General features: G+C 41.8%; 15 protein-coding genes, 1 tRNA gene and 1 pseudogene. 13 read left to right on the top strand and 4 right to left on the bottom strand.

Going from position 1 to position 16672, the window contains the following annotated elements; genetic code table 11:
* Positions 1–116: 116 nt before the first annotated feature.
* Both HCR01_RS18010 and HCR01_RS18005 read left to right on the top strand, forming a co-directional pair.
* A pseudogene (locus HCR01_RS18010) lies at positions 117–371 on the top strand (type II toxin-antitoxin system RelE/ParE family toxin); the annotation flags it as partial.
* The gene (locus HCR01_RS18005; RefSeq protein ID WP_193197503.1) at positions 343–672 is read left to right on the top strand and encodes a DNA-binding protein; all 330 of its coding nucleotides are present in this window, start codon (positions 343–345) and stop codon (positions 670–672) included. The pseudogene HCR01_RS18010 and the gene HCR01_RS18005, both read left to right, overlap by 29 nt.
* Positions 673–878: 206 nt before the next feature.
* On the opposite strand, the gene HCR01_RS18000 is transcribed toward HCR01_RS18005, so the two are convergent.
* Positions 879–1073, bottom strand: a complete 195-nt coding sequence (locus tag HCR01_RS18000; RefSeq protein WP_162399281.1) for a hypothetical protein — start codon at positions 1071–1073, stop codon at positions 879–881.
* Positions 1074–1423: 350 nt separating this feature from the next.
* Here HCR01_RS18000 and HCR01_RS17995 point away from each other — a divergent pair, with 350 nt between their 5' ends.
* From HCR01_RS17995 to arsS, 6 genes are all read left to right on the top strand, one after another.
* Positions 1424–1891 (top strand): GNAT family N-acetyltransferase, encoded by a 468-nt coding sequence (locus HCR01_RS17995; RefSeq protein ID WP_193197502.1) that lies wholly within the window; start codon positions 1424–1426, stop codon positions 1889–1891.
* A 198-nt stretch (positions 1892–2089) separates the two neighbouring features.
* On the top strand, positions 2090–2374 hold the full coding sequence (locus HCR01_RS17990; RefSeq protein WP_193197501.1) for a Mo-dependent nitrogenase C-terminal domain-containing protein: 285 nt from the start codon (positions 2090–2092) through the stop codon (positions 2372–2374).
* Positions 2375–2564: 190 nt separating this feature from the next.
* Entirely contained in the window at positions 2565–3239 is a 675-nt protein-coding gene (locus tag HCR01_RS17985) for a response regulator transcription factor (RefSeq protein WP_191759018.1), read from the top strand.
* A gap of 202 nt (positions 3240–3441) precedes the next feature.
* Positions 3442–4410 (top strand): arsenosugar biosynthesis arsenite methyltransferase ArsM, encoded by a 969-nt coding sequence (gene arsM / locus HCR01_RS17980; protein WP_193197500.1) that lies wholly within the window; start codon positions 3442–3444, stop codon positions 4408–4410.
* A 15-nt stretch (positions 4411–4425) separates the two neighbouring features.
* Entirely contained in the window at positions 4426–5391 is a 966-nt protein-coding gene (locus tag HCR01_RS17975; protein WP_193197499.1) for an inorganic phosphate transporter, read from the top strand.
* A 27-nt stretch (positions 5392–5418) separates the two neighbouring features.
* Positions 5419–6426, top strand: a complete 1008-nt coding sequence (arsS, locus tag HCR01_RS17970) for an arsenosugar biosynthesis radical SAM (seleno)protein ArsS (protein WP_193197498.1) — start codon at positions 5419–5421, stop codon at positions 6424–6426.
* Between the two features lie 900 nt (positions 6427–7326).
* Here the strand turns inward: arsS and HCR01_RS17965 are convergent.
* Both HCR01_RS17965 and HCR01_RS17960 read right to left on the bottom strand, forming a co-directional pair.
* Positions 7327–8205 carry a shikimate dehydrogenase gene (locus tag HCR01_RS17965; RefSeq protein WP_193197497.1) on the bottom strand — a complete coding sequence of 293 codons (879 nt, stop codon included), beginning with the start codon at positions 8203–8205 and terminating at the stop codon, positions 7327–7329.
* Positions 8206–8541: 336 nt separating this feature from the next.
* Positions 8542–8925 (bottom strand): nuclear transport factor 2 family protein, encoded by a 384-nt coding sequence (locus tag HCR01_RS17960; protein WP_193197496.1) that lies wholly within the window; start codon positions 8923–8925, stop codon positions 8542–8544.
* A 422-nt stretch (positions 8926–9347) separates the two neighbouring features.
* Here HCR01_RS17960 and HCR01_RS17955 point away from each other — a divergent pair, with 422 nt between their 5' ends.
* Positions 9348–10286 (top strand): alpha/beta fold hydrolase, encoded by a 939-nt coding sequence (locus HCR01_RS17955; protein WP_193197495.1) that lies wholly within the window; start codon positions 9348–9350, stop codon positions 10284–10286.
* Between the two features lie 88 nt (positions 10287–10374).
* Here the strand turns inward: HCR01_RS17955 and HCR01_RS17950 are convergent, their stop codons facing one another.
* Positions 10375–12651 carry an IMS domain-containing protein gene (locus HCR01_RS17950; RefSeq protein ID WP_193197494.1) on the bottom strand — a complete coding sequence of 759 codons (2277 nt, stop codon included), beginning with the start codon at positions 12649–12651 and terminating at the stop codon, positions 10375–10377.
* A gap of 754 nt (positions 12652–13405) precedes the next feature.
* On the opposite strand from HCR01_RS17950, the gene pdhA reads away from it, so the two are divergent.
* The 4 genes from pdhA (at position 13406) to HCR01_RS17930 (ending at position 16576) form a co-directional block, all read left to right on the top strand.
* Positions 13406–14440: a pyruvate dehydrogenase (acetyl-transferring) E1 component subunit alpha gene (gene pdhA, locus HCR01_RS17945; RefSeq protein WP_191759035.1), complete on the top strand. Its 1035-nt coding sequence runs from the start codon at positions 13406–13408 to the stop codon at positions 14438–14440.
* A 223-nt stretch (positions 14441–14663) separates the two neighbouring features.
* Positions 14664–15533 (top strand): aldose epimerase, encoded by an 870-nt coding sequence (locus HCR01_RS17940; protein WP_193197493.1) that lies wholly within the window; start codon positions 14664–14666, stop codon positions 15531–15533.
* A gap of 61 nt (positions 15534–15594) precedes the next feature.
* Positions 15595–15666 (top strand) — tRNA-Lys (locus HCR01_RS17935).
* 217 nt (positions 15667–15883) lie between these two features.
* Entirely contained in the window at positions 15884–16576 is a 693-nt protein-coding gene (locus tag HCR01_RS17930; protein ID WP_193197492.1) for a Uma2 family endonuclease, read from the top strand.
* Positions 16577–16672 lie beyond the last annotated feature (96 nt).

Below are 16672 nucleotides of genomic sequence, written 5' to 3'. Positions count from 1 at the left end.
AAGTATAGCTAATAACCAATTCAGTTTTAGCCTGTATGGCAAGCTAATGCCGACTCTTGAATCAAAGAATACAGTATAATTACTTAGGAATAGCTAAATAGTTATAGGTAGTGTTTAGAGCCAGAGCTAAAATTAGAAATAAATTCAAACGAATAGAGTCAGGTAACTTGGGAGACTATCGTTCAGTTGGAGAAGGAGTGTGTGAACTGAAAATTAATTATCGCCCAGGTTATCGCATCTACTTTGGGCAAATAGGGTCAACAATAGTAATTTTGCTTTGTGGCGGAGATAAAAGCACCCAAGAAAAAGATATCCAAATAGCTAGGGAATATTGGAGAGATTATGAAAGAAGTGAAAACGCCAACCAGTAGAAGTTATCACGAGTACTTGATTTCTTCTCTCAAAGACCCCCAAGAAGCGGCTGCTTACATCGAAACTTTTTTAGAATTGGAAGAAGAAAAAGAACCACTACCAGCTGAACTTTTGAGAGCAGCGCTGAAAGATGTTGTAGATGCGCGTGTGCAGATGAATAATCTTTCAGAAGAAGCCAAACAGCATTATGAAAAACTTGAGAAAGTTTTGTTAGAAACAAAAGGTGCAGAAATTTACGGTTTGGTTGAGCTACTAGATGTATTGGGATTTCGGATTGCGATCGCCTCCGGCGGGGCGTAGCCCATCACACCCAAGTAAATATAGTGTAGTTATTCTCCTCATCCTCTCAAACTCAGCCACTACTCTCGCTAAAAACGGTTCCAACACCAACAAAAATGAGTAGATAATTGTAATCTAAGCTACAACTATCCACTCCAAATTTACTAAATATAGTCACGAAAAAAGACCCAATTTAGATTATTTACAATTGGGATATCTCAAACCAATTAACGTGACTCAGTTCCTTGATTAGGGCTACCTGCTACAGAGTCTTCTCCTGGTGCTTCTGGTGTAGCAGTGGGTTTAGCATCACTCTTTTCAGCATCGCCTGTCTTGCGGATACTTTCTTCGATGGGGGTTTGATAGCCACCAGAAGCGCTGGGTGTAGTGCCTTGATTATCAGATTTTTTTTCTTCAGCCATTAGTGTTCTCCTAGAAATCATTTAGTCATTTGTTGTTGACATAATTCTAAGAAAATAGGAAGGGTGAGTTCATCTATCTAGAATCTAGTTATGGCTGATCTATCCCTCTATCGGAAGTATTGTTTAGTACTATTCATATCTGCTTTTGGGAATGCACAAAACGGAGGTTGTTAAAGTATGAACACTTCCAGCAGTTAACGGAGAACTTGAAACTGATTAAAGTGGTTATATATGCCAAGATTCCTTGGTAACTGCTTGATTAGCAGGCGATATTGACTGTCAAATACTCTGAGTGCTACCTGAAACATAATATTATGTAATTTTTAATACTAAAAATAACAATGTAATTAATGAAACAGAACAATTTATCATTACCAATTGGGTGTGTTCTCCGCAAGGCAACATCTGCGGATAAATGGTCAATTCGATTATCAGTATTTTCAGCTAAACTTGATCCAACTCAATTACGTTGGCAGCAATTCTGGGTGATTGAATGCGATGGAGATATAGTAGCTTGCGGACAGCTACGTAACTTTTCAAATGCACAAGAACTGGGTAGTTTGGTGGTTGCACCTGCATGGAGAGGTCGTGGTTTGGGTACTTTTCTAACGCAGTATTTGATCAACGCGGCGACTCAACCACTGTATCTTGAATGTCTAGGCGAACGACTAACAGAGTTTTATAGTGGCTTTGGGTTTGTGCCAATTTCTTTTGAGGACTTACCGCGATCGCTCCAGTTTAAGTTTAGATGGTCTGAATTAGGTAAAAAGCTGATTAAAATTCCTGTAGTGTTCATGTATTATCAAAATCTTACCTAAAAATAACAGGCGATTTATTCGGAATTCCGGTACTTAAATGTGTAGTTAAGCCTATACCGAGAAACTAGAGATGCAGTTACAACTAAGAAAGAAGCAAGAACTGCATAAAAATGCCGAAACCAACCGTATAGATTTTATAGAGATGCAAACTCAACAAACTGAAAAACTTTGTAATGCTAAATGATCAGGTGAGTAATTATGACAAACTTTATTCAATACTTACACAACGACCTACTACATCCAGTCCGTGAGTGGTTGGAAGCAATAGAAATTCATAATTCCAAACTAGCTCATTTATTGTGTAAAGCCATTCCTGCTCAATGTCCGTTTGAACGAGATATCACACTGTTTAGTCGGAAGCTATTTCATATTCCACCAATGTGTAAATTGAATCCGCTTTATGAGCAAGTGGTTAGTCTGCGTTTTAAAGCTCTATGCTATCTTGCCGATGAATGCGGTGAAGATGTCACAGCTTACTGTTAATAACCAGTTGGAGTCTTATGTGAACCAAGCAGCCATTGGTAATTGTGGATTTACGGTTGTTACTTACTCAGCTTTATACTAAGCTAACGTACACCTAATTAGATATCTGGCTATTTAGTAGCTAGCATTAATCTAAATTCTGAGACCGTATTTTTGCTTACCACACCCTGCTGAAATCATTAACATTATCATGACGCACATCTTACTGGTTGAAGATGAAGTCAAACTGGCTCGATTTGTCGAATTAGAGCTGACTTATGAAGGCTATCAAGTCAGCGTTGCCTACGATGGATTAACTGCACTTACCGCAGCACGGGAGTTAAATCTAGATCTAGTAATTTTAGACTGGATGTTGCCCGGTTTGTCGGGGTTGGAAATATGCCGCCGCCTGCGAAGTACTGGTGATAAAGTGCCGATAATCTTATTAACTGCTAAAGATGAAGTGAGCGATCGCGTTGCGGGCTTAGACGCTGGTGCTGATGATTATGTAGTTAAGCCTTTCAGCGTTGAGGAATTATTAGCTAGAGTCCGCGCCCATCTGCGAAGAACCCAAGAAGCAGACGCCGCAGATATTTTAGAATTTGAAGACCTAAGCTTAAATCGTCGCACGCGGGAAGTGTATCGGTGCAATCGATTCATTGAGTTAACCGCCAAAGAATTTGACTTACTAGAATATTTACTTGCTCATCCACGACAGGTAATTACACGCGATCGCATTTTAGAGCAAGTCTGGAATTACGACTTCATGGGCGATTCAAACATCATCGAAGTTTACATTCGCTACCTGCGCCTGAAACTCGAAACTAATAACGAAAAGCGCCTTATTCAAACTGTGCGTGGTGTTGGCTACGTGCTGCGTGATTAACTTTTGCCACTACCCTTTACTCTTTCCCAGTCCACAAGAGAGGTAAAGAGTACTTATCCGAAAAACATTATCCCCAAACTTTGTTAAAAAATAAAGGTTGGGGATTTTGGCAATTTCAGCGAAAACTCATCTAACTCAGAGTTAACTATACTAGGATGCACAAAGCTAACTCTCTACGACAACACACAACGTTAGAACTGCAATGACTTATTTAGAAACAGCAGCGCAATTCTATGGCGAAGTCGCCCAAACACCACAAGTTGGACTTTGTTGCGTCCAAAGCACACCTTTGCAACTACCAGGGCTGAAAATTCCTGTGCCGATGCAGGAAATGAACTATGGTTGTGGTACTACCGTTCACCCCACGGAACTAGGAAACCAACCGACTGTGCTGTATGTCGGTATTGGTGGTGGTTTAGAAGCCTTGCAATTCGCTTATTTTTCCCGCTATCCAGGTGCAGTAATTGCCGTTGAACCAGTTGCAGCTATGCGAGAAGCTGCTACACGTAACTTGGAAATTGCGGCTCAGGAAAATCCTTGGTTTGACACCAGCTTTGTCCAAATTTGCGATGGTGATGCCTTTAATTTACCTATTGCTGATGCTACCGTCGATATCGTGGCGCAAAATTGCCTGTTCAACATTTTTGAACCAGAAGATTTAACCCGTGCTTTAAAAGAAGCATATCGAGTATTAAAACCAGGCGGACGGTTGCAGATGAGTGATCCAATTGCTACTCGTCCAATTCCAGCACATTTACAACAAGATGAGCGGCTAAGAGCCATGTGTTTATCAGGCGCTCTTACCTATGAAGAGTACACTCAACTTATTATAAATGCTGGCTTTGGTCAGGTTGAAATTCGTGCTCGTCGTCCTTACCGTCTGCTTGATTCCCAGACTTATAACCTAGAAGAAAATTTACTTCTAGAAAGTCTCGATTCTGTTTCATTTAAAGTTGGTATTCCCGAAGACGGTGCTTGTATCTTCACTGGAAAAACAGCGATTTATGCTGGTACAGAACCCTTTTTCGATGATTCAGCAGGTCATCTGCTTCAGCTTGGTATTCCCGCAGCTGTGTGTGACAAAACTGCTGCTAAGCTTGGAGCTCTAAAACCAGCAGAAATAATGATTACGGATTCAACCTGGTACTATAGTGGCGGTGGCTGCTGTTAACTCCGAATATATGAAATGCTGTTAATCAGTATCAGTCTATTTCTGGCTACGCTTTTTTTAGCTTACTCAAATGGCGCAAATGACAACTTTAAAGGTGTAGCAACGCTGTTTGGTAGTGGAACAACTAGCTACCAAACAGCGATTTTGTGGGCTACTTTTACAACTTCTGCTGGTGCGATCGCTTCGATTTTGTTGGTAAGTAAACTAATTAAAAACTTCTCTGGCAGAGGAATAGTACCAGATGCGATCGCTAATACATCAGAGTTTCATCTTGCAGTAGCGATCGCTGCTGGTTTGACAGTACTCATTGCTAGCCTTACAGGATTTCCCATTTCTACAACTCACAGTTTAACAGGTGCGCTGATTGGCCCTGGATTAGTAGCGATCGGACTCAAAGTTAATTTTACAGCTTTAGGAAATTCCTTCTTTTTGCCTCTATTACTTAGTCCGATAATCGCTATCTCTTTGGGAGCAGGAATTTACAGCTTATCTAACTACATCAATTCCAGATGGCGCTTACCAGACAATCCGAGAATAATTGATACTTGTCATTTTATTAGCGCTGGGGTAATCAGTTTTGCCAGAGGATTCAATGACACTCCCAAGATTGTTTCGCTGATTTTGATTATTGAATATTTCTCAATTCAGGGAGGAATGATCACTATAGCGATCGCAATTGCACTTGGCGGTTTACTTAACTCCCAAAAAATTGCTGAAACCATGAGTACAAAAATTACTTCAATGAATAAAACTCAGGGCTTATCAGCCAACATGGTAACTGGAGTTTTAGTCATTGCAGCTACTCAGTTTGGGCTTCCTGTTTCTACCACTTACGTTTCAGTTGGTTCTATTTTTGGAGCAGGACTGATTGCCAATAAAGCCAATAAACGTGTTTTTTATCAGATACTACTTTCGTGGATTTTAACTTTACCAATTGCTGCAATTATTAGTGGAATAATCTACAGATTATTGCAAGGTTGAAAAAATATATTTAAGGAGTAATAACTTATGCAAGCTCAATCAATAAATCAACTAGATAAATTTATTACACCATTCAAACACAAACTTAGTTCATCTTTGACAAAAAAGGAAATTACTGTTTTACAGATTAATCTGGGTAAGCGCTGTAATCTTGCCTGTACACATTGCCATGTCGAAGCCAGCCCTAAACGAACCGAAGAACTTTCCCCAGAAATTTGCCAACAGTTAATTGAGGTAATCCACAGATTCCCTGAAATCAAAATAGTTGACTTGACCGGTGGTGCACCAGAAATGAATTATGGATTTAAGCCATTAGTAGAAGCAGCAAAGTTAACAGGTAAAGAGGTAATTGTCCGGTCTAACTTGACCATTTATTTTGAAGATGAGTTTGGTGATTTACCTGAATACTGTGCAAAACACCAAGTGAGAATAGTCGCATCTCTGCCTTGCTACCTAGCAGATAATGTTGATAGAATGCGCGGTACTGGTGTTTTTGATAGTTCAGTCAAAGCTTTGCAATGGCTAAACAAAGTAGGCTATGGGAAAAATCCAAATTTAATTTTAGACTTAGTATACAATCCCCAGTTGCCCACAAGTGAAAAATTTTCCTTGGCTCCTGAACAAACAAACCTAGAACAAGATTACAAAATGTTCTTACAAGAACATTTTAATATTGTATTTAACAACCTCTTCACCATTACCAACCTACCAGTTGGTAGAACTCAAATGTATTTAGAACGGAGAAAACTGTACACTAGCTATTTGCAATTTTTAGAGTCACATTTTAATGGCAGTACAGTTGAACATTTAATGTGTCGTGATGAACTTTCAATTGACTATCTGGGTAATGTATATGATTGTGACTTTAACCAGATGATGAATCTACCTGCGAAAACTCACAATGGTAAACCTTTGACAGTTACAAAATTGTTAGAAGCTGGCAGTTTAGATTTGATTAGTGAGATCCAAACAGCCTCTTATTGCTATGGTTGTACTGCTGGGTGTGGTTCCAGTTGTGGTGGTGCTTTGCTCTAAAGTCAGTTAAAAGATGAAGTTAGATTCAGTTAAATATTGAACTCAGCCTTCAGACTAGCCTTTTTCCACTAAGTATCTACATCCTAAATTAGTCAATCGATTGTGCATTTTTGATTGACAGCCTAACAATATCTTTATGTCATCAAAGGAAAATTTTGTTACAAATTCTGTTACGTATACATCACTAATAGTTAGATGGGTTTATGATGATATGTAGTTAAGTCTCCTCACACCACACCAAAAAGCCGCGGAATCTTCTAAGTTTCCACGGCTTTTACTTTTTTATTGGAGATAAATTCAGTAATTAGCATATCTATCTATTAAAACACTTTAATCCGATATTAGTAAGCATTCTGGCTGATTCTTACCAGCACTCTTATGCGGATATAAGTTTGCTCAAGAGAATATATACTGTTTTTATTATAGCAACTATAAGTTGCTTTAAATCGGGGTTTGCTATACAGGCTGGATCTCAAAACATAAGGTTAATTGGCACAGATTTGATACAAGAAATATAGTCTGCAATGTGGGAGCAATGTTAATTCTCCTTGGGGATGATGCTATCATCACTAAGAAAAATCTGTTACCAAAATTGTTACGAGCGTATTGCTGTGGGATAGTTACTTTATGATGATATTTAGTTAAGCTCCTCACACCACATCGAAAGCCGTGAAGCTCCGCGTTTCACGGTTTTTTTCCTTTTTAGTAATCGTGCAGGCGCGTAAAAGCAGAGTGGCTTGGCTTTACATATTGCCCTGGATATGAGGGTGCAATGGGCTACGCCCCGCCAGAGGCGATCGCATATCTTCACGCCTAAACAACTATTACTCAGTTCCAACTTAGCTCTGCTCGTCTCATTTCTTCAACAAACAAATCCATATCCTGTTTCTTGAGTTCCCATTACCTTAAGTCTAGGTGATTTCGCAATGCTTGGCGCATTACTTCCACAGGCAAAGTTTCTGACTGCAACCAGATTTTTAATGCTGCTACTCCTTGTTGAACGAGCATTTCTAATCCATTGATCGCAATTGCGCCTTGTGATTCTGCTTGTTGAAGAAATTGCGTCGGTTTAGGAATATATATCAAATCGTAGGCGATCGCACCCGATGCTAAATTTGTCATTTCCTCTGCACTCAAAGGCGACTCATTTACCTTGGGATACATCCCAATAGGAGTTGTATTTACCAACAAATTAGCTTGCGGAATCAGTTTTATGAGTGCGTCCCATGTATGAATTTGCAAATTCTCTGCTAGTGGTGAATTACCCCAACTGTTGCGGAATTCTTGTAATTTCTGCATGTTGCGCCCAACAACATGAATTTTGGCAAAACCTAGTTGGTGACAACCTGCAACAACAGCCCTCGCAGCGCCACCATTACCTAAAATTACCGCCGCTTTCTGACTCCAATCCTGTTTATACGTTGTTTTCAGAGGGGCAATAAATCCTTCTATATCTGTATTTGTACCCACCCATCGATGATTTTGACGGCTGACAGTATTCACTGCTCCTATGGCTTGAGCAATGGGCGTAATTTCGGATAATAAGGGCAATATTGCCTGTTTATGAGGGATTGTCACACTAAAGCCGACAACATCAATGGCGGCGAATCCAGCGATCGCTATCTCTAAATTCTCTGGTTTTATAGGAAAGGGGAGATAAATATAATCTAAGCCTAATTGAGCGATCGCAGAATTGTGCATCACAGGTGAGAGCGAATGTTCTACCGGATGTCCAATGACTCCTAGCAGTTTAGTTTTGCCTGTAATTTCACTTGTCATTTGTTATTAGTTATTTGTCATTTGTCAAGGGTCAAGAGTACAGACGCGATTAATCGCGTCTGTACAAGAGTCAAAAGTCAGTATTTATGTCCCCTTGTGCTCTCCTGCTCCGGGGTGTGAGTAGCAACGGAACAGAAAACCGGGATAAGAAAATAAAATCAAAAATATTGGCAAAATTCAAATCACACTTCAATTGTTACAGGTTTCTCCGTGGCGATCGCTTGGGTTAAAAGCGGCTCATCAAATCCAAGTGCGTAACTTTCTGTACGGATGCTTACTTCACCCCGGATACAGAAGAAGGCCGCCCGCCAATGCCTGTTCGCTCTTTGGGCGTGGTTAGGCCTTTGGGGTGGACGATGGAAGTGGACAGACTTCCATAGCTTGAATCAAGCCGTGTTCAAGGGTGAATCGATGGCCCACGTGTTCATCGGCAAGAACTGCGTAAGCCTTGTCACGCACGACCTGATGCACATCGACCAAAATGCGCCCGTCCTCCTCCAAGTAAAAGGAAATCGGCTCGACGTGCCCATTGATCTCGCTCCATTGCTCCGTCCAGTAAGCGCGAACTTCTTCAGGCCCACGGACAAAACCGCCTTTGAACGCTCTGGGCCAAACCACGTCCGGAGTCATGAGGGCAAGGGCAGCGTCAATGTCTCGCGCGTTGAAGGCTGCGTACGCCGCACGGAGCAGTTCGATTAGGAGTGCAGGTTGATCTGACATTTATTAGTATGGTGAACCAGATGCAGTAAGAACTAATAATTTATTGTACAGAGTTTAGCTGAAGCTTTTTTTATCGACACTATCATGCCTGATGTCAGGTTTATTTCGAGGATTTCCCGTTTTTAATTCTCTATTGTAAGGAAGGTTGTTTTATATATAGTCTCCACCTTTGTATCTTTGAAGCGGTAGGTGTTCGATACCGGTACGAACAAATATACTAATGGCGTGGATTTCAGCTATGTATATATGGCAAGGGTTTTAGCAATTTTCTTGAGTTTATTTTCTTATCCCGGTTTTCTGTTCCGTTGCTACTCGTGCGCTTGCTCCCTGCTCTCACTCCCCCACTCTTAATCGGTCGAGTACTCGTAAGGTTTGACGGCTAGCCTACAATTATTAGAAGTTACTTAATATTTCTTTATATCATGCAGGCAACCACAGTTTCCTCTACAAGCCCAATTCCTGGCAAATATTGGCAGTGGCGAGGACACAACATCTATTATGTGCGTGCGGGAGAGAGACAATCGCAACATCCACCTTTGCTGCTAGTACATGGTTTTGGTGCTTCCACAGACCACTGGCGCAAGAATATCACAGGATTGTGCCAAGATTTTGAAGTATTTGCGATCGACCTTTTGGGGTTTGGACGCTCAGCAAAACCGAAATTGCAGTACAGCGGTGACTTGTGGCGCGACCAACTAAACGACTTTATCAGTGAAGTCATTGGTCAAAAAGCAGTATTAGCAGGGAACTCCCTTGGTGGCTATGCTTGCTTGTGTGTTGCAGCACAACATCCTGACAGTGTAGCTGGTTTAGTTTTGCTCAATAGTGCAGGGCCCTTTAGCGAAAGTCAGCCGACATCTGAACCTGAAGCTTTACAATCAGAAATTCAGGCTCCCAAACAACCTGACCCTTTGCAAAAACTCTTAGGTGATAGTGTCAAGTGGATTTTGCAACAACCTTTAGCTCAATTTTTGTTATTTCAATACGTGCGACAGCGTTGGGTAATTCGCCAAACTTTAGAGAAAGTTTATCTTGACAAGAGCGCGATTACAGACCAATTGGTAGAGGAAATTTATCGTCCTGCTTACGATTCGGGGGCAATGGAAGTGTTTGTTTCGGTCTTTAGCACTCCTCAAGGAGAAAAAGTTGATGTGCTACTAAAGCAATTAACTTGTCCTCTATTAATTTTGTGGGGAGAAGCTGACCCTTGGATGAATGCTAGAGAACGTTCCCACAAGTTTCGTCAATATTATCCTGAACTCACAGAACATTTCTTAACAGCGGGTCATTGTCCTCATGACGAAGTTCCCGATAGAATTAACCCACTTTTACGTGATTGGGTTTTGTCTATTGCTCAGTGATATAGCCCTACTTAATCATTCATGAACAATAAGATTCCCGACTTTTTAGACAAATCGGGAATCTAAGCCTTTCAATTACAAACAGGTTCTAACTAATAACTGACATATTCTGGATTCGCCACGCACCTTTAAGCCGAATCAAATTATACCGAACTCGCAAACTTTCCTCAGAAGACTTTTTAAACTGACCATTTTCATAGAACTGCGTGACTTCCTTCACTGTAGCTACTACAGCAGCACGATCTGGGTCTAACTCAATGTTATTTACAGATTCCACTTTGAGGCTATGGTTATACTTACGATAGCGGTTATCTAACTTATCCTGCTGGGTAACTAGTCGCCATTGAGTTAGAGCTGAACCAACTAAAATCTGGTCTAAACTACTAATCTCATGATTTGGCCCTAAAGCCGCGGCCTTGGTAGAGAGCCAAGCCTGAATAACTTCCTGTGCGGTTGTATCTGTGAGAGTTCCCTCTGGCGGTTGTGGGTTGCTATTTTTGTCAGGAATCGGTATTGGTGGTTGATTAAGTTGGACGAATAATTGTTCACCTTGTAAAGACGGTGCAGGGAAAAATAGATTTTTTAGCCATCCAAAAGCTGTTGTGACTACTACCCAGAAAACTAATAGACCTACTAGAGAAATAAACACTCTCCACACAAGCCGCGTTTTCCCTTCTAGGGTGCTAGCAAAAGTTCGCCGCCGCCGAGGATAATGATGATGATTATCTAATACACGCTCACGAGGCGGCACTTGAGTGGGCTTTCGCCTCCTTCGCTTTCGATTCTGACCCGTTGTAGCAGCCTTAGCTGAACCATTTAAGTTGCTGTTAGTGCCTCTGGCTATTCGTTCAGCAGTAGGAATCTGTGCCCCAGATACTTCTGATTTTGCACTCCCAGACGTATTCCATGTAGGTGGCGAGAAGTTGGCATATTCAGACCTTTCTCTTATTAGTGTTTCTGGTAACTCTGGGTCAGGTGTTATGTTGTGATTGAATTGCCGAGACCCAGTTGAATTACTATGGCGACGGGAATTATTTGTCTGTACCTGGGGAAAAGGCTGGCGGTTAATTACAGCCCATTCATCAGTTGTTTCTGCATCAGTTGGTAGTGCTTCTAAATAAGCTTGAACCTGTTGGTCGGCAAAGTAATTTTTTAGAGAAGCTTGCTGCTTTGCCAAATCTCGGAAGTGCGGAAACACCTCATGTTGCAACCATTGTTCTCCATACAGACACAGCCCTGGTAGTAAGTCTGGAGAATCTTGAGATTTTTCTCGAATAAAAGCTAGGGCTTCGTATTCTTGACTGAGTTCTAAAACACGGGTTGCTTCTTCGGTTTGCCCCAGTAGTAATGCACATAGTGATTGTTCTAAATGTACATCTTGGCGCTTGCCCAGACGCATCAGCATTTGCCTTGCTTGACTAATTAAAGCTGGTTGACGCTGAGCAAATCCTCGTGCTATCAAAGCATAAACAGCCAAGTAGGTAGCAACAGCAGAGGGACGTTTACTTTCAGCTTCAAATAGCTTGTGCTGTTCTGCAACTGTTAAGTGGTTGCGTAACTGCTGGATGAATCGCAGAAAGTCATCTATGTTTAAACCAGATAGATCTTTGCCAGTGCCATCAATACCACCACGGTCTTCTAAGATATTTTGCAATAATCCTAAACCTTGACGCCGTTCGGTAGTTTTCTCTAGAGGTAGTGCCAGTAACTCTAAAATTCGATATGGTCGCAATTTGCAAAGATCCGCCTGAATTTCAACCTGTACGCTGGGGAATAAGCTTTCGCGTGATAGCAATTCCTCACCTGTTTCTAGGGATATGGCAGCATTTTCGTAGTGGCCTTGCTGCCATTGCTCGCGTCCTAGCTCTAAGCAGGCAAGGGCAACGGTGAGAATAACGTCTGGACGTTCAGCACTTTCGTGGATTTCTTCGCTTGCGAGATTATTGTCCTTGCTGGCACTATTTTTCACTAGGTACGGACGACCCAGTTTTAGTACGAGTTCGTATTCTCCTAGCTCTTGCAGAATCAATAAAGCGCCAACTAATTCGTCTTGGACAATTTCGATGCTAAGACTTTGCGCGTCAAGACCCTTTTTGTGGCTTTCCGTGCGGTTTTCCACTGCGGTGGCGCTATCAGGGTCATAGGCGTGAGCCAGATAAAGCTGATCGTAGGTGCTACGTTCTTTTTGATCTGATAAAACCACGTAAGCTTCTTCTATGAGTTGTTTGCGAGAAGAAATTGCTGCCTGAGAATACTCGCGTCGCGGCAATTGTACAATGCGATCGCTATATGCTTGCCGCAATTGTTCATTACTTGCCGCTAACGGTAGTCCTAAAATTCGGTAGTAATCTAGTGGAATTCGCACAGCCTACTTCCCCTGCACCGTGATCAGCATAATTTACCTAGAGCGTTCCAGGCATGTAAAACCGTGCCATAATAATGCCGTGTAGAATTTACACTACAAGTGTATATTGCAACAACTTGTTTTGTACCTTCCCGAAATTTTGAGTCACATTCTAGTATTAATTTTTGCCTTCGCCTAGAAAGCGTCAGCTTTTTGTCTTAATTCTTAGTATTTTTCGTTTAACACAACTGCTGTTTGCATTCGATACCGTAATGTAAAACTACCACTTTTAGTGACGGCATAGATATTGTACTTGCAAGAATCTATATGATTTTCCTTTAAGTACACCCTGCGTATGCGGTAATAGAAATACCACTTTTGAGGGTTGAACCTGATAACGATACGGGAGAAGAATATCATATCATGATTAGATTTTAATTACAATTACCTAGCTAGGTATATGATTTTGAAGTCCATTTTTCCTAAATTGTTAATGGATATGCAGAAAGCAGTCTATCCTGATTGCTAGCCTATGAGGGGGAGTAGTAAGCAAACAGTGCTGGTCTTGAATCTTGAGTAAAAAGCATAATACTCTAGGACTCAAAACTGAGAACTCAGAACTAATAAACTATTCCATACGACCCTTTTTGGTGCATAAATAAATTTGATTGTTGACTCTTGCAAACGCTAGCTTGTCATAAAGCTAAAGCATTATGAGAGCAACTTAATTTAAGACCGTAACTTTTAAGTTGTACAACAGGGACACTCAAAAATCATGGTTCATGAACGCACATTACCCAAATTTAATGCTGCTACTACCCACATCACCAAAGAAGAAGGGTTGCGGTTGTACGAAGACATGGTACTGGGGCGCTTGTTTGAAGACAAGTGCGCCGAAATGTACTATAGGGGGAAAATGTTTGGCTTTGTCCACCTGTACAACGGTCAAGAAGCCGTTTCCACTGGTGTTATCCAGGCGATGCGACCAGGTGAAGATTTCGTTTCTAGTACCTACCGCGACCACGTTCATGCTCTGAGTGCAGGCGTACCAGCAAGAGAGGTAATGGCAGAGTTATTTGGTAAAGCCACAGGTTGCAGCAAAGGGCGTGGTGGTTCCATGCACATGTTTTCTGCTGAACATCGCCTGTTAGGTGGCTATGCTTTTGTGGCTGAGGGAATTCCTGTAGCAGCTGGAGCAGCTTTTCAAAGCAAATATCGCCGCGAAGTACTGGGAGATAACAGCGCCGACCAAGTGACAGCTTGCTTTTTTGGCGATGGTGCTGCTAACAACGGTCAATTTTTTGAGACGTTGAACATGGCAGCTTTATGGAAACTGCCAATTATTTTTGTGGTAGAAAATAACAAGTGGGCAATCGGTATGGCTCACGAGCGAGCAACTTCCCAGCCAGAGATTTACAAAAAAGCCAGTGTATTTAACATGGTGGGTGTGGAAGTAGATGGTATGGATGTGCTAGCGGTGCGAGCCGTAGCCCAAGAAGCTGTAAGTCGCGCTCGTGCAGGTGAAGGCCCGACATTAATTGAAGCACTTACCTACCGCTTCCGTGGTCACTCTCTGGCAGACCCAGATGAAATGCGAAGCAAGGCTGAGAAAGAATTTTGGTTTGCTCGTGACCCAATTAAGAAGTTAGCAGCTTATTTAGTTGAGCAAAACCTGGCAGATCAGCAAGAACTCAAAGCCATTGATCGTAAAATTCAAGATGTAATCGACGAAGCAGTTAAGTTCGCCGAAAGCAGCCCTGAACCAGACCCCAGCGAGTTATATCGCTTTGTGTTTGCAGAAGACGAGTAAGTTAGGGACTGGGGACTGAATACTGGTTACTGGGAAATCTTTCCACTCCCTAACACTTCTCTACTTTGAGGCTGCGCCCTAAGCGTAGCTATGCCGTAGGCTTTACGACTACGCTTAGCACAAGTCAAGGCAAGCCGCTCAGTACAAGTCCCATTCCCCATTCCCCATTACTTCGGCTCTGATCAGTACAAGTCCCCAATCCTTACACCCAGGACTAAAATTTGTGTTTACCATTACAGTTCAAAAGCAACAGTATAAGACCTACATTCTTTCAGATGAAACCGCTGGCTCTCAACTGGAAGTCGTACCAGAACGCGGTGGGATTATCACCCGTTGGCGCATTCAAGGGCAAGAAATTTTCTACTTGGATACTGAACGCTTCACTCATCCTGATTTAAGTGTCAGGGGTGGAAATCCAATTTTGTTTCCTATTTGTGGCAATCTACCAGATAATACCTACACTCACAACGGGCAAAAATATACTCTTAAACAACACGGTTTTGCCCGTGAATTGCCGTGGAAAGCAACAGAACAACAAACTGAGGATAAAGCTAGTCTGACTGTCATTCTTGATAGCAATGAGCAAACCAAGGCAGTTTATCCTTTTGATTTTCAGCTGGCTTTCACCTACGAACTTCAAGGTAATACTTTAGAAGTCCGTCAACAGTATAAAAACTTGTCATCCACACCAATGCCCTTTTCGGCTGGTTTCCATCCGTACTTTCTGTGCGGTGATAAAACTCAGTTAGAGTTTGAAATTCCCTCTAAGCAGTATCAAGACAATCAAAGTAAAGAAATTCACTCTTTTGATGGCAATTTTGACTTTAGCCGTGATGAAATTGATTTTGCCTTTGGACAGTTAACGAGCAAATCGGCTACTGCTATAGATCGCAGCCGTAAGTTAAAGCTCACCTTGGATTATGACGATTTCTCTACCTGGCTGGTATTTTGGACAGTCAAAGGCAAGGAATTCTACTGTCTAGAACCGTGGAGTGCCACCCGTAACTCTCTTAATACTGGCGATAACCTGACTGTGTTAGCACCAGGAGCTAGCCACACAGCATCTTTAAGATTGACTGCTAATTTTTTCTAAACCTGTTTACAAATCTACAGATGTCTATGCTATGATGGCAAAGTTGCGAAATACAGCGAAAGGGTCGCTAACTCAACGGTAGAGTACTCGGCTTTTAACCGATTAGTTCCGGGTTCGAATCCCGGGCGACCCATATCAAAGAAAAAACCTTGCTGATGCTTTAGAAATAGAGAGTTGAGGCGGGGCTGATTTTTAATCGGAAATTTGCGGATGCGATCGCCCTAGAAAATAAAACACTCTAGTGCGATCGCTCTTTTTAATTGCAGTCAGCGCAATCGCATAATTTACCCATTACAATAAATATTCTCAATTCGGTAGCATAGCCATAGGCTCATCCAAATGCGATCGTCATGGTAAAAACACCCCCGCAGCATTTAACAATTCCTCGTTTGGAAAATGGCGACAAACTCACCCGTTATGAATTTGAGCGTCGCTACAACGCCATGCCCAACTTGAAAAAAGCTGAATTGATCGAAGGAATTGTCTATATTATGCCTGCTGCTTTGCGTTTTAAAAGTCACGGTCAACCTCATGGGTGGATTCTCACATGGCTTGGTACGTATGAAGCACCTACACCAGGAGTCGCTTTAGGAGTGGAACCGACTGTACGCTTAGACTTAGATAACGAACCTCAACCAGATGCAGTTCTTCTCATTAACCCAGAAGTAGGTGGACAAGCAAAGCTAAGTGATGATGATTACATCGAAGGTGCGCCAGAGTTAGTTGTCGAAATAGCAGCTAGTAGCGCCGCCATTGACCTTCATGCTAAAAAGCAAGCCTATCGCCGGAATGGAGTTAAAGAATATATCGTTTGGCAAGTTCTCGATCAGAAATTGGCTTGGTTTTATCTGGAACAAGGTGAGGATCTGGAATTAGCCACTAATAGTAATGGAATTCTGCGAAGTCTAGTTTTTCCTGGGTTGTGGTTAGGGGTAACAGAGTTATTAGCGGGAAATATGCAATCCGTGTTGACTATTTTACAGGCAGGTTTGCAATCTCCTGAACACACAGCATTTGTTCAGAAATTAGCCAGTGAATCATAGCCCTAAATCATTTGGGATACAAAGCTACCAAAGCCTCTAAACATGGGGTAGCTTACCCTACAGTAGAATAGTTAAGTGTAGGGCATGTTTATGAAT

The sequence above is a fragment of the Nostoc sp. MG11 genome (assembly GCF_014904695.1).
Classification (GTDB): Bacteria; Cyanobacteriota; Cyanobacteriia; order Cyanobacteriales; family Nostocaceae; genus Komarekiella.
Note: the sequence above shows the minus strand (reverse complement) of the source record. Positions and strands in the feature narration are given on the sequence as shown.